Raw genomic sequence first — 12,513 nt, 5'->3', positions numbered from 1 at the left:
TCAGGAGAACCAAGTAGCATCCTATTATTATGATGCACGTGGGAATGTCATTAAATATGTTAATTATGCAGGTCAAACGGCGGAATACAAGTATAATGATGATAATCTATTAACGGAGAAAAAAACGCTAGCGAAATGATAGCCTACACCTACGATACGGTAGGTCGGCGTACAAGTATGATCGATGCGCAAGGGGAGACGAAGTATACGTACAGCCCGACAGACGGATCTTTGCAGACCTTGCGTTACCCGGACGGAGCTCAAATTGGGTATACGTACAACACACAAGATCGTACAGGCTACAAGTTTACGAGTAGTACGGGGGAAGCGATTCAAATACAGGGTACGCTAGATGAGATGAACCGCTTAGCGGAGATGGCTATCTCGAGTGGTACAGCTGGAGGAATCAGCACCTTTGCGGGGGCTGCATCGCAACAAATGACATTTGAATATGAAGCGAACAGCTTATTGAAACGTCAAGTGTCTTCAAGTAGTGCGAATACTACCTTTAGTTACGATGGATACGATTTAACAGGTGTGAACATTGGTGGAGGTGCTTCATCCCAGCAATTCTCCTATGAATATGATAACAACAAGAATATTATCAATCGTAATCAGAACGGGACTGCGGACCAGTTCACCTATGATTCCCTAAGCAGAATCGAGAGTGAACAAAGTGAAGGCAAGGATAAAACTTTCACCTACGATGATCAAGGCAATCGTCTGAATGTGGCAGGCGGCCAAATATCCGGGATGAAGAATGCCGAATATATCTTTGATTCATTGGATCGCTTGACTGGCGTTAAGGGCGAAGGTGAAAGAGGGGAAGCTGTTGATGTCACCTACAGCTATAATGGAGATGGCTTGTTATATGAACGTGTAGCCAAAGGTGAACGCGTTCGCTACTATTATGATGAGCAAGGCAAGCTCTTAGCAGAGGCAAAGATCGAAGCTGGTAACATAGCACAAATGACCTACTTCTATATCTATGATCTGAGCGGACGTCTATGGGCGCGTCAGAGTAAGACGGGTGAACTGGAGTATTACCAGTTCAATGGACATGGCGATGTCATCGGATTAACCGATAGCGCAGGTAATGAACTGAACACCTACAGCTATGACATCTGGGGTAACCCGATAGATGAGGAAGAAGACGTTCCGAACGTATTCCGCTACTCCGGAGAATATTGGGACAGCGATACTGGTCTTCAATACCTGCGAGCTCGCTGGTATGATCCGAATGCCGCGCGGTTTGTATCTAGGGATACGTATGAAGGGCAGATTTCGAATCCACTAAGTTTGAATTTGTATTCATATGTAGAGAATAATCCGTTGAAGTATACGGATCCAACGGGACATTGTGGATTAAGCAGTGTGAAACAAGTAGCGGATTGTGCATTAGACATGACGCCCTTTGTAAGTGCTGCGAAGAGTATTCAAGAGTTCTCAACCGGTAATAACTGGTATACTGGTGAAAAGCTATCAACCTCCGATAGGGCGTGGGGACTTGTAGGGATAATACCAGGTGGAAAAATTGCTACAAAAGGCGGTAAAATAGCTGTAAAAAGTGCAACAGCTACTTATAAAAAAGTATCAAAGTGGATTTCTAAAGGCTGCAATTGCTTTACTGCTGGAACGGAGGTTCTAACAGACGAAGGGGATAAACCGATTGAAGAAATTGAGGTCGGGGATAAGGTTCTTGCTAAGTCTGACGAAACCGGAGAAGTGGCGTATAAAGCGGTTGTGGGGCTGTTCCAAAAACAGGCTGATGAAATCTATAAGGTTCACATCAGTGAAGAAATAATAGAAGCAACGGCAGAACATCCTTTCTGGCTTGATGGCAAGGGATGGACACTTGTAAAAGACCTGAATGTTGGAGATTTGCTTGTTTCGAGTGATGGTACTACACTGGCGATAGACAAGATTGAGAAAGAGCCACGAGAGGCAATGGTTTTTAATTTTGAAGTTGAAGATTTTAATTCTTATTTTGTTTCTAATCTTGGGGTATGGGTTCATAACTGTGCATTGCAAAATGTATATAAATCAATTAAAGATTCACCTCTATATCCAAAAGGATTCTCAGGTGCTAAAAACGGAATGGTTAAAAATAAAGTAAACAATGGAGAATTACTTGAGGAATTACGAGCAATTGAATCTGGAACATGGAACAAGATTTACAAGGATGGTGTGGATGCAAACGGTAAGAAAATCTCTGTCCATTACTTCCAAAGTCAATCTGGACAAGTGTTTAATGTCAAGACGAAAAATGGATGGAGTAACTCATCAAGTCAAATGCCCAAATAGAGGAGTGATACATTGAATCTACAAATTGAATTGGAGCATTCTGAAGAAATCCAAAGGTTCTTATGTATATTAAATCTTGGTATGCTTGATTCTTTGCTTGAAGGGGCATTGACGTTTGAAGATGCATATGCATATCTATACCGTCCTTATGTCGCACAACTTCTAAAACAAAATGATTCTGATAGGGATATAATAGAGTTGTTTGAAGAATGCTGCATGTTGGAAGATATACAGGATATTGCTCCCGAAAAGCTAAAAGACGCAATTAAACTGAAAAAGAAAGAAACATTAGATTTACTTAAGTCCATGTCTAGTACAGTTAAGCCGATGTATTGGCTTAACAAGTTTGACAAATGATATAAAGAGGCCGTGGGGATGGCGATCCTCAAGATTGATGCTTTTGGCTTCTTCAAAGAGCAGGTCAGTAGCTATAAAGAAGTATCTACGGGAGTTTTCGTCGGACAGGATGCTAATAGGGTTATGTTCACCTATCGTGCATTATCTAAATCCAGACTACCAACTATCGGCGTGAACGGAATAAGTGGAGTAAGAAAAATCAAGTTCTTGGAGGATTGATATGGAAAAGTCCACCAATAGCGTGACCCTTAAAGTTCTTGAGAGTAATTTCTTAATGGTATTTAAGGATAAAGAACCTTTTGAGGATGCTTTTACTGATGATATCCAAGCCAAATTACTTTTGTTTCCCAGGGATGGGTATTATCTTCAAGAAGAGCAGTTTAATGTTCTCGTTCAAGTAATCAGTCATGTTAGGGAGTAATTATATCGCATGAAGGACATGCCATTTTGGGTGGTAATAAAGAGTTGATAAAAAGGATTCAGATGTTATACCCTCAATATGAAACCTGCAAACAAAGATTTATCGAATATTGGGAGCATAATCAAAGAGAGTATAATTCTAATATCGACTGGGTACATGGTTATCTAAAACAGTTTTCCTAATTTGTTTCAGACCTTGAGGGTGGCAATCCTCAAGGTCTTTTTTTTGACCCACCCAGTGTCGAATGAATCGGGTGGCTAAGCCCAAACATACTTGCCCGCACTGGAAGTGTCAAATACAGCCCACCTTCATCTCCTAATCTAAATGTACAACAAACAAGCTCGTACAGGCTACAAGTTTACGAGTAGTACGGGGGAAGCGATTCAAATACAGGGTACGCTAGATGAGATGAACCGCTTAACGGAGATGGATATCTCGAGTGGTACAGCTGGAGGAATCAGCACCTTTGCGGGGGCCGCATCGCAACAAATGACATTTGAATATGAAGCGAACAGCTTATTGAAACGTCAAGTGTCTTCAAGTAGTGCGAATACTACATTTAGTTACGATGGATACGATTTAACAGGTGTGAACATTGGTGGAGGTGCCTCATCCCAGTAGTTCTCCTACGAATATGATAACAACAAGAATATTATAAATCGTACTCAGAATGGGACTGCGGACCAGTTCACCTATGATTCCCTAAGCAGAATCGAGAGTGAACAAAGTGAAGGCAAGGACAAAACATTCACATACGATGATCAAGGCAATCGTCTGACTGTGGCAGGCGGCCAAATATCCGGGATGAAGAATGCGGAATATATCTTTGATTCATTGGATCGCTTAACTGGCGTTAAGGGCGAAGGTGAAGGAGGGGAAGCCATTGATATTACTTACAGCTATAATGGAGATGGCTTGTTATATGAACGTGTAGCCAAGAGTGAACGCGTTCGTTACTATTATGATGAACAAGGTAAGCTCTTAGCAGAAGCAAAGGTCGAGGCGAGTAACGCACCACAAATGACCTACTTCTATATCTATGATCTGAACGGACGTCTCTGGGCCCGCCAGAACATGACAGGTGATATGGAGTATTACCAGTTTAATGGACATGGCGATGTCGTGGGATTAACCGATAGTTCTGGAAATGAACTGAACACCTACAGCTATGATATTTGGGGTAACCCGATCGATGAGGAAGAAGACGTTCCGAACGTATTCCGCTACTCCGGAGAATATTGGGATAGCGATACAGGGCTTCAATACCTGCGAGCTCGCTGGTATGATCCGAATGCTGCAAGGTTCGTATCTAGGGATACGTATGAAGGGCAGATGTCTAATCCTTTAAGTCTGAATTTGTATTCGTATGTGGAGAATAATCCGTTGAAGTATACGGATCCCACTGGACATTGTGGATTAAGCAGTGTGAAACAAGTAGCGGATTGTGCATTAGACATGACGCCCTTTGTAAGTGCTGCGAAAAGTATTCAAGAGTACTCAACCGGTAATAACTGGTATACTGGTGAAAAGTTATCAACCTCCGATAGGGCGTGGGGACTTGTAGGGATAATACCAGGTGGAAAAATTGCTACAAAAGGCGGTAAATTAGCTGTAAAAAGTGCAACAGCTACTTATAAAAAAGTATCAAAATGGATTTCTAAAGGCTGCAATTGCTTTACTGCTGGAACGGAGGTTCTAACAGACGAAGGGGAGAAACCTATCGAGGAAATTGAGGTAGGGGATAAGGTTCTAGCTAAGTCTGACGAAACCGGAGAAGTGGCGTATAAAGCGGTTGTGGGGCTGTTCCAAAAACAAGCTGATGAAATCTATAAGGTCTATATCGGTGAAGAAATAATAGAAGCAACGGCAGAACATCCATTCTGGCTTGATGGCAAGGGATGGACACTTGTAAAAGACCTGAATGTTGGAGATTTGCTTGTTTCGAGTGATGGTACTACACTGGCGATAGACAAGATTGAGAAAGAGCCAAGTGAGGCAACGGTTTATAACTTTGAGGTTGCTGATTTTAATTCGTACTTTGTATCTAATCTTGAAATATGGGCGCATAATTGTATTGTATGGCCCAAAACTATCAGTGGTAAGGATGCTATTAAGCTTCTTAAGAAAAGTGGTTTTAAAGAAGTTAGGCAAAATGGTAGCCACGTTGTATTAGAAGGGCCAACTGGTAAACATGTAACTGTACCGAAGCATAGTGAACTTAAAAAGGGCACTTATGGACAAATTAAAAAGGATGCAGTAGCGGCAATGGAGGAATAGTTTAGTTGATTGATATGATTATAGATATACATTGGAAGCATTTCGTCATGGATTTATGGTGACGAGATGCTTCTTTTCCATATAGCTATTAATTATCTTGCTCTGAATTCTCTAATAAATTTTACTTCATTGATTTGTATTGCTCCGCTCACTCCCTGATAAGATATTTCTCCCCAGTCTGGATGATTCCTAAGCAAATTAAAATCGAAAATACTTTGCCAACTTTCTTCTTTTGGTATGTTGTTAAGTATCGTATTAGGGTTGTCATGAGAGTCCTCGAATGTAAAGGTTGCATCGGAAAGCACAAAGTGCCATGCTTGAAAATCTGATAGTAAAACTCTATTATTATCTATTTCTACTATTAATAAGACCCCGACTTCACCTTTTGGTAAATGGCCACTCTTTCTTAAGTCAGGGCGTTTTGTCCATAACCAAATTGGATATTCACCCGTATAATTGGGAAGACGTTTATGCATTTGAGCCATCATCCATTGGTATGGTTTAATGAATTCTTCCCAAACATATTGTCTAGCACCAACTAGCACTCCACTTTTCTTCGATTTTTGCCATGCTGAGGATGTTTGTATAGTCCAAAAAGTACTCATAAATTGCTCTTCCTCCTCTTTAAGATCATATTCTAATAATTGTACTTAAGTCCAACTATTTATTCAATTAATGTTGCCATTTATATTCCCACCCATTGCCGAATGAATCGGGCGGCTATTACGAATAAAGCTTTACCCTCATCCATCGACAAGGTCGAGTTCGTTAAATTGGATAAGCCAGTTACGGTTTACAATTTTACGGTTGCGGACTTCCATACGTATTATGTAACGGATATTGGGATTTGGGTGCATAATACGCTGTGTACTGATAGTAAGACGGCCGCGAAATTTATTATCGGCGCTGATCGTAAAGGTTCTGCACTAAAGGATGATAAATATCATCGTGCCGCCAGTTTCTTATCCGAGGGGCAGCTAGCCAAAGGAACAACATATACGATTACAGGAAATGATGGGGTAAAACGTACGCTGCTACAGGTTGGTGGCGAATTTAATGGTAAAAGAGGAATATTCGAGTATATAATTGATTCTGATGGTAAGGTGTCTCATCAATTATTTAAAGCTGGTGGTATTATAAACGGTAAATCAAACTAAAAAATGTATCAAGGGGCTGAACATGAACTCTTTAAAAATAGTTATACCGTATGAATATGTTGTTAAGTTGATTGATGTAGCTTTGAATGATATTTCATTTGCTATTGAACATGGATTTATGACAAGACAATCGGCCATTGAACATGCCTATCATGTCATTGGAAATGAACCGAATCCATCAAAAAATGTAATAGAGTTAGCTTGGCTAAAAGATGATAAGACCGTTTTATTCTATCTAGATAGGATAATTAACCGAACTGAAAGGGATGACGGTGTATGCAAGGTTAAATTTTTATTTTTGGTATTGAATTGGGTATACGAGCATAAAGATCAATATCTTGACCCACTTGGTATGGTCGAAGTGATTTATGCCGATTTTGATTACCCAACTGAAATTTCAGGATTTGTTCGATATATGCCTGCACAAGACCCCATTTCTGATTCGATTGAGGAAAATATCGAGCGGTTGTTTAAAAAGTGGGAATTATACTTAAAGCAGGAGAAAGGCAAGTATTTAAAGGACTAATTTTCTTGTAAAGACCTTGAGGAAACTCCTCAAGGTCTTTCTATTAATATATAAGAATTTATATGTTTTGGGTTAAGCGAAGCTTACCCCTTATTGCTGCAACTAGAAATAAAAACAGAAAAAATGATATAAGTACTTTATATCATGCAACTGATATTGCTGGATCAAATAATATTTTAAGTAATGGTATCGATATTTATAAAGGGAGAGATAATTTGGATTTCGGTACAGGTCTTTATGTTACGAATAATTATGAACAAGCTCAAGATTGGATAATCAGTAGGTTTTCTGGTAGAGGGGAAATATTAATCTTTAAAGTGGATTCTGGAACATTATGATTATGTGGAGGAATATAAGACCAAGGGGCATCAAGTAGCCATTAAAGACACCCGTTTAGCAATGGAATTATTTAAAGCATATATTGAAGGTTATTCCATACGCAATTAAAGAAATGAGGATGGATGTATATGGGGAAGTATGGATTTGAGACATCGAGTACAGCTGAAGAGTATTGTGATGATATTGCTAAAGAACTAATAAATCTTTTTGAAATTTCATATGAAGAGGCTATTGGAAGGGTAAAACGAAAATGGTCTCATCTTAGCTATATAGATGATGATAGTATGCTTTTTCATATGATTCCTGAAGAATGGGCTCATGAGATCTATTATGGTTCTGTCTATAATTTTAGGGCTAAGGAGTACCATACCTATTATGTTTCCAACTTGCATGTATGGACACATAATCAGGATTCATGTGGTAAAGTTAGTTATGTTGATGTATCTGGTTTAACGAGATGGAATGCACTATTATGATAATTATTAAAGGAGAGATCTAGTGTGGAGGCTTATCATATTCATAATTTATATAATAAGTCCGAAGATGAAAACAATATAGAGGTAATAAAATTACTTCATTCTTTTGTTGCTGATGGGGAAGAATTATTGTTTAAGACAAATGGAATAACTCAGTTTACTTCATTCTCAGTATACGAACGAAGAGTATTTGGAAATTGTGATTGGGTTTACCCATTTGATCCTCCATCAGGGTATTATTCTAATCAAATATGGTACGCTCCTAAAACAGATGAGGAAATTGAAGAAATCATAACAGAAGATTGGTACTTTACATGTATAGTTCATAAAGTAGGAAGAGCATTTTATGAAAGAACATTCGTATTGCATATGCACGATGAATTAGATGGCTACATCCTTTCGGTATACTGTGAAGAACCAAATTTGTTTAATGTAGTTCTACCCAGATTACAGATCTTTTTTGAAAATGGTCTAGAACTAGTCTAACATTTAGAGTCGACATGAGAGTAACCGCTTCAAGTGGCCTTTTGGAAATTGATATAGAAGTAACACTATCCAGTCCCAAATGGATTGGCTGGCCAAGTCAAATATGACTTAACTTTCGTTAGTGCATATGAAATAATCACAACGAATAACCTCTCAACAGCGCTGTTGAGAGGTTATTTATGGTTGTCCCAGCAGCGCATCTATATGGTTTGAGTCCCGAGTGACGAAGGCAGTAGTTAGTCGATGATCTAGATAGATTGAGTAAGGTTACGGATTCTGAACAGGGCACGCTGGATGAGATGAACCGCTTAACGGAGATGGATATCTCAAGTGGTACGGCTGGAGGAATCAGCACCTTTTCCGGGAGCCGCATCGCAACAAATGACATTTGAATATGAAGCGAACAGCTTATTGAAACGTCAAGTGTCTTCAAGTAGTGCGAATACTACTTTTAGTTACAATGGCTACGATTTAACAGGTGTGAATATCGGAGGAGGTGCCTCATCCCAGCAATTCTCCTACGAATATGATAACAATAAGAATATTATAAATCGTACTCAGAACGGGACTGCAGACCAGTTGACCTATGATTCCCTAAGCAGAATCGAGAGTGAACAAAGTGAAGGAAAGGACAAAACTTTCACCTACGATGATCAAGGCAATCGCCTGACGGTGGCAGGCGGCGAAATATCCGGGATGAAGAATGCCGAATATATCTTTGATTCATTGGATCGCTTAACTGGCGTGAAGGGCGAGGGTGAAGGAGCGGAAGCCATTGATGTCACCTACAGCTATAATGGAGATGGCTTGTTATATGAACGTGTAGCCAAAGGTGAACGCGTTCGCTACTATTATGATGAGCAAGGCAAGCTCTTAGCAGAGGCAAAGATCGAAGCGGGCAACACAGCACAAATGACCTACTTCTATATCTATGATCTGAATGGACGTCTCTGGGCCCGTCAGAACAAGACAGGTGAACTGGAGTATTACCAGTTTAATGGACATGGCGATGTTATCGGATTAATCGATAGTGCAGGTAATGAACTGAACACCTACAGCTATGATATCTGGGGTAACCCGATAGATGAGGAAGAAGACGTTCCGAACGTATTCCGCTACTCCGGAGAATATTGGGATAGCGATACGGGACTTCAATACCTGCGAGCCCGCTGGTATGATCCGAATGCCGCGCGGTTCGTATCTAGGGATACGTATGAAGGGCAGATTTCGAATCCATTAAGTTTGAATTTGTATTCTTATGTGGAGAATAATCCGTTGATTTATACAGACCCGAGTGGACATACAGTTGCGCCATATCCAATTTTTTAATAGTAGATGATATTAATACAATTATTGATCCCAATTCCTCCTCATTTAATAAGTCTTTGGCGATAGACAAGATTGAGAAAGAGCCACGAGAGGCAACGGTTTATAACTTTGAGGTTGCTGATTTCCATTCATACATTGTATCTAACCTTGGTATTTGGGTTCATAATTGTAAAGTGGATTTCAAGAATTTTTCCGCCAAAGAAATAGAAAGAAAATTTGACCTTAAGAAGGGACAGTTTCATAAAGTGAAGCAGGACATCATTAAAGATCTAACTAATTAAAATTCCCCATTTAAAGATAAAATGAAAAAAGTGGGTAATAATCCAGACATACACCTAAGTTCCGATGGAACAATTAGAATTATGTCCAGGGATGGGAAGACATCATTTGATACTGACTGGAGCATCAATGGATTCCTCCCATGAGAAAGGAGAAATAGAATGTCTTTTGATTTGGAAGTTTTAGTAATGAATCAAGCACATCCTGTAATCTTACCATTTCAATCTTTAATAGAAGTGATGAATGAGCAGAATGATGAGAATGTTACAAGATTTAATGATAATTGGAAAGTTATGAGTCGAACAAATGGAGTTTGGTATTCTTTAGTCAGGGATGATGACGGAGTTAAAAATGCGTACCTACTTTGTGATTCAGATTTTGAAGAAGGTATTGAACGAATACCTATTCCTTTTTGGATTCAAGATGAAGATGTGATGTATAATCTAACCCCATTGATTATTCGTTCAGAATTTAAAGTAGACTTTGAAAAAATATTAAGATTTTTTCTTGGGCAGTCTCCATCCAATTCAATTATGTTCTTAGCGAGATATCAGGGGGGGGATTACGAAATAGTCCAAGGCGTTCTAACTATTAGCGAATTTATGAGACAATTAGTCATGAAAAATATATTGTTCAACATTTGTTATATCATTGAAGAGTAATATCTAACCTTGAGGATTGCTATCCTCAAGGTTTTCTTTTTACATTCACCCAATACTGAATGAATCTGTGGCTGCATTCAATGGAACTTCACTTCACCTCCGGAGAATATTGGGACAGCGACACCGGACTCCAATACCTGCGAGCCCGCTGGTATGATCCTAATGCCGCAAGGTTCGTATCTAGGGATACGTATGAAGGGCAGATTTCGAATCCGCTAAGTTTGAATTTGTATTCGTATGTGGAGAATAATCCGTTGAAGTATACGGATCCAAGTGGGAATAGTCCTATTGTGGGTATTCTTCCAAAAATAGTTCAAAGGATACGGGCAATGGTGGTTGGTGGAACAATTGCTGCAGGCGGAATTACAATATCGCAAGCAAATAAAAAGACTAAGGATTTTGCGATACCAATTCCCGAGACTATTGCTGAAACTAGAAATAAAAACAGATAAAATGATATAAATACTTTATATCATGCAACTGATATTGCTGGATCAAATAATATTTTAAGTAAGGGTATCGATATTTATAAAGGGAGAGATAATGAATCTGCAACAGATGATGATATGTGCTTAATAAGTATTAACGATAACAAGATTGATATTGATAATACCATAGAACAAATTATCAGTTAACATGAATTAGGTCTTAAGGGTTTAAACCCTTAAGATCCTTTTTGTAGCTACCCAGGTGGAAAAATTGCTACAAAAGGCGGTAAAATAGCTGTAAAGAGTACAATAGCTGCTTATAAAAAAGTATCAAAATGGATTTCTAAAGGCTGCAATTACTTCACCGCTGGAAACAAGGTGCCTCATCCCAGCAGTTCTCCTATGAAAGGTGTGCATCTTGGATCTATGAACCCTACAACGGGTGAAATGTATAAAGGACCTGTTAAGGTAAGGGGAGGACGATAGAAATTGATTGATATTTTGGGAAAAATAAATAATAGAGAAATTTCGATTGAACAAGCTAATGGTATTATGAATGAAACTGTAGATGGACTTCACGAAGGGGAATTAGAAGGTGAAATTCATGAAATACTGTGTTTGGATAACTATGAATGGACAGCGATTTGTCATTCATTGGATTTGGGGAAACTTGCAGATTGGCGGAAAAATGGGTGGCCAAAAATTTGTTGTAAGTGTGGATCTGGAATTGAGTATAAAAAATATGGTTGGGTAATTAAAGATAATCATCTGAAGGGATTGAATTGCTGTAGATAATAAATCCTTGTATTTTATGAACAAACAGGTTGTTTATGGTGAAGTATCGCTATAAACAACCTGTTTGGGCAAGTAAGCTCTTAACTCAAATCTATGTCCTAGCATATAACAAAATAATAGTTGCTAGTTATTAAATCACATCAAGTAATAATAGTGATGGTTGGAGCGGAAATCGTAGGTTGAGTAGTTATAGTTGATGTTGTATTTCCGAAGCTTGCTATCTCAAGTAAGATAGGTACAGATACGGAAACATCAGTCGTATCTAATACTAGATTAGCAGTTGTTAGTGTAGATAGAGCGCCTTGTTGGAGCACACCATTAATATATACATTGAAATAATCATCTGAAGTTATTGCAGGAAGGTCAACTACAGGTGCGTCGGCATCGTCAACAAAACTTGCAGCAGGAATGGTAATATCTGTGGTTATCATTCCAGCAGTTATTGTTGCGAAGTAACGAGAGACAGTTGGGTTGACAGCGGTAGTAATAACTCCACCAGTCGATTCTGGAGAAGTAGAAGTAGCTGTGTAGACAGGTTTTATAACGGGCATGTGATCACCTCCATTCACTTAGAAATAACTGAGTGAAATCCTCGGTTATATTAATAGTTAATGTGAAAAAAGGAATTCTGAAACGGCAGAGTTACTGTTGTTTAGTTTTTTTAAAAATGGATTTTG

At 38.9% G+C, this 12,513-nt stretch carries 18 protein-coding genes and 2 pseudogenes; 18 read left to right on the top strand and 2 right to left on the bottom strand.

Features of this window, described 5'->3' with window-relative positions; genetic code table 11:
• Nucleotides 1-135 precede the first annotated feature (135 nt).
• From AC1TO8_RS16995 to AC1TO8_RS16965, 7 genes and pseudogenes are all read left to right on the top strand, one after another.
• A complete protein-coding gene (locus AC1TO8_RS16995; RefSeq protein ID WP_482056815.1) occupies nucleotides 136-2,304 on the top strand; it encodes a polymorphic toxin-type HINT domain-containing protein in 2,169 nt (722 codons plus the stop codon).
• Between the two features lie 12 nt (nucleotides 2,305-2,316).
• A complete protein-coding gene (locus AC1TO8_RS16990; protein ID WP_482056814.1) occupies nucleotides 2,317-2,661 on the top strand; it encodes a DUF3969 family protein in 345 nt (114 codons plus the stop codon).
• Between the two features lie 18 nt (nucleotides 2,662-2,679).
• Nucleotides 2,680-2,880, top strand: a complete 201-nt coding sequence (locus AC1TO8_RS16985) for a hypothetical protein (RefSeq protein WP_482056813.1) — start codon at nucleotides 2,680-2,682, stop codon at nucleotides 2,878-2,880.
• 1 nt (nucleotide 2,881) lies between these two features.
• Nucleotides 2,882-3,082, top strand: a complete 201-nt coding sequence (locus AC1TO8_RS16980; RefSeq protein WP_482056812.1) for a hypothetical protein — start codon at nucleotides 2,882-2,884, stop codon at nucleotides 3,080-3,082.
• A gap of 324 nt (nucleotides 3,083-3,406) precedes the next feature.
• Nucleotides 3,407-3,703 (top strand): hypothetical protein, encoded by a 297-nt coding sequence (locus tag AC1TO8_RS16975; RefSeq protein WP_482056811.1) that lies wholly within the window; start codon nucleotides 3,407-3,409, stop codon nucleotides 3,701-3,703.
• Nucleotides 3,704-3,721: 18 nt separating this feature from the next.
• A pseudogene (locus tag AC1TO8_RS16970) lies at nucleotides 3,722-4,480 on the top strand (RHS repeat-associated core domain-containing protein); the annotation flags it as partial.
• A 27-nt stretch (nucleotides 4,481-4,507) separates the two neighbouring features.
• Nucleotides 4,508-5,359, top strand: coding sequence for a polymorphic toxin-type HINT domain-containing protein (locus AC1TO8_RS16965; RefSeq protein ID WP_482056824.1), 852 nt, complete (start codon nucleotides 4,508-4,510; stop codon nucleotides 5,357-5,359).
• Between the two features lie 92 nt (nucleotides 5,360-5,451).
• On the opposite strand, the gene AC1TO8_RS16960 is transcribed toward AC1TO8_RS16965, so the two are convergent.
• Complete coding sequence (locus AC1TO8_RS16960; RefSeq protein ID WP_482056810.1) at nucleotides 5,452-5,964, bottom strand: DUF3841 domain-containing protein; 513 nt, start codon at nucleotides 5,962-5,964, stop codon at nucleotides 5,452-5,454.
• A gap of 102 nt (nucleotides 5,965-6,066) precedes the next feature.
• Here AC1TO8_RS16960 and AC1TO8_RS16955 point away from each other — a divergent pair, with 102 nt between their 5' ends.
• The 11 genes and pseudogenes from AC1TO8_RS16955 (at nucleotide 6,067) to AC1TO8_RS16905 (ending at nucleotide 11,836) form a co-directional block, all read left to right on the top strand.
• On the top strand, nucleotides 6,067-6,516 hold the full coding sequence (locus AC1TO8_RS16955; protein WP_482056809.1) for a polymorphic toxin-type HINT domain-containing protein: 450 nt from the start codon (nucleotides 6,067-6,069) through the stop codon (nucleotides 6,514-6,516).
• Nucleotides 6,517-6,538: 22 nt separating this feature from the next.
• A complete protein-coding gene (locus AC1TO8_RS16950) occupies nucleotides 6,539-7,042 on the top strand; it encodes a DUF2247 family protein (RefSeq protein ID WP_482056808.1) in 504 nt (167 codons plus the stop codon).
• 62 nt (nucleotides 7,043-7,104) lie between these two features.
• A complete protein-coding gene (locus AC1TO8_RS16945; protein ID WP_482056807.1) occupies nucleotides 7,105-7,380 on the top strand; it encodes a DUF3990 domain-containing protein in 276 nt (91 codons plus the stop codon).
• Nucleotides 7,381-7,509: 129 nt separating this feature from the next.
• Nucleotides 7,510-7,857: a hypothetical protein gene (locus AC1TO8_RS16940; RefSeq protein WP_482056806.1), complete on the top strand. Its 348-nt coding sequence runs from the start codon at nucleotides 7,510-7,512 to the stop codon at nucleotides 7,855-7,857.
• A gap of 24 nt (nucleotides 7,858-7,881) precedes the next feature.
• On the top strand, nucleotides 7,882-8,343 hold the full coding sequence (locus tag AC1TO8_RS16935) for a hypothetical protein (protein WP_482056805.1): 462 nt from the start codon (nucleotides 7,882-7,884) through the stop codon (nucleotides 8,341-8,343).
• Between the two features lie 257 nt (nucleotides 8,344-8,600).
• Nucleotides 8,601-8,735, top strand: coding sequence for a hypothetical protein (locus AC1TO8_RS16930; RefSeq protein ID WP_482056804.1), 135 nt, complete (start codon nucleotides 8,601-8,603; stop codon nucleotides 8,733-8,735).
• A complete protein-coding gene (locus tag AC1TO8_RS16925; RefSeq protein WP_482056803.1) occupies nucleotides 8,725-9,672 on the top strand; it encodes an RHS repeat-associated core domain-containing protein in 948 nt (315 codons plus the stop codon). Before AC1TO8_RS16930 ends, AC1TO8_RS16925 begins: the two co-directional genes overlap by 11 nt.
• 56 nt (nucleotides 9,673-9,728) lie before the next feature.
• On the top strand, nucleotides 9,729-9,953 hold the full coding sequence (locus tag AC1TO8_RS16920) for a polymorphic toxin-type HINT domain-containing protein (RefSeq protein ID WP_482056802.1): 225 nt from the start codon (nucleotides 9,729-9,731) through the stop codon (nucleotides 9,951-9,953).
• Between the two features lie 159 nt (nucleotides 9,954-10,112).
• Nucleotides 10,113-10,613 carry a hypothetical protein gene (locus AC1TO8_RS16915; protein ID WP_482056801.1) on the top strand — a complete coding sequence of 167 codons (501 nt, stop codon included), beginning with the start codon at nucleotides 10,113-10,115 and terminating at the stop codon, nucleotides 10,611-10,613.
• A gap of 98 nt (nucleotides 10,614-10,711) precedes the next feature.
• Nucleotides 10,712-10,894, top strand: a pseudogene (locus AC1TO8_RS16910) (RHS repeat-associated core domain-containing protein); the annotation flags it as partial.
• 636 nt (nucleotides 10,895-11,530) lie between these two features.
• Nucleotides 11,531-11,836, top strand: a complete 306-nt coding sequence (locus AC1TO8_RS16905) for a hypothetical protein (protein WP_482056800.1) — start codon at nucleotides 11,531-11,533, stop codon at nucleotides 11,834-11,836.
• 140 nt (nucleotides 11,837-11,976) lie between these two features.
• On the opposite strand, the gene AC1TO8_RS16900 is transcribed toward AC1TO8_RS16905, so the two are convergent.
• Nucleotides 11,977-12,387, bottom strand: coding sequence for a DUF4183 domain-containing protein (locus tag AC1TO8_RS16900; protein ID WP_482056799.1), 411 nt, complete (start codon nucleotides 12,385-12,387; stop codon nucleotides 11,977-11,979).
• Between the last annotated feature and the right edge of the window lie 126 nt (nucleotides 12,388-12,513).

Source organism: Paenibacillus sp. Y859 (genome assembly GCF_056786405.1).
Note: the sequence above shows the minus strand (reverse complement) of the source record. Positions and strands in the feature narration are given on the sequence as shown.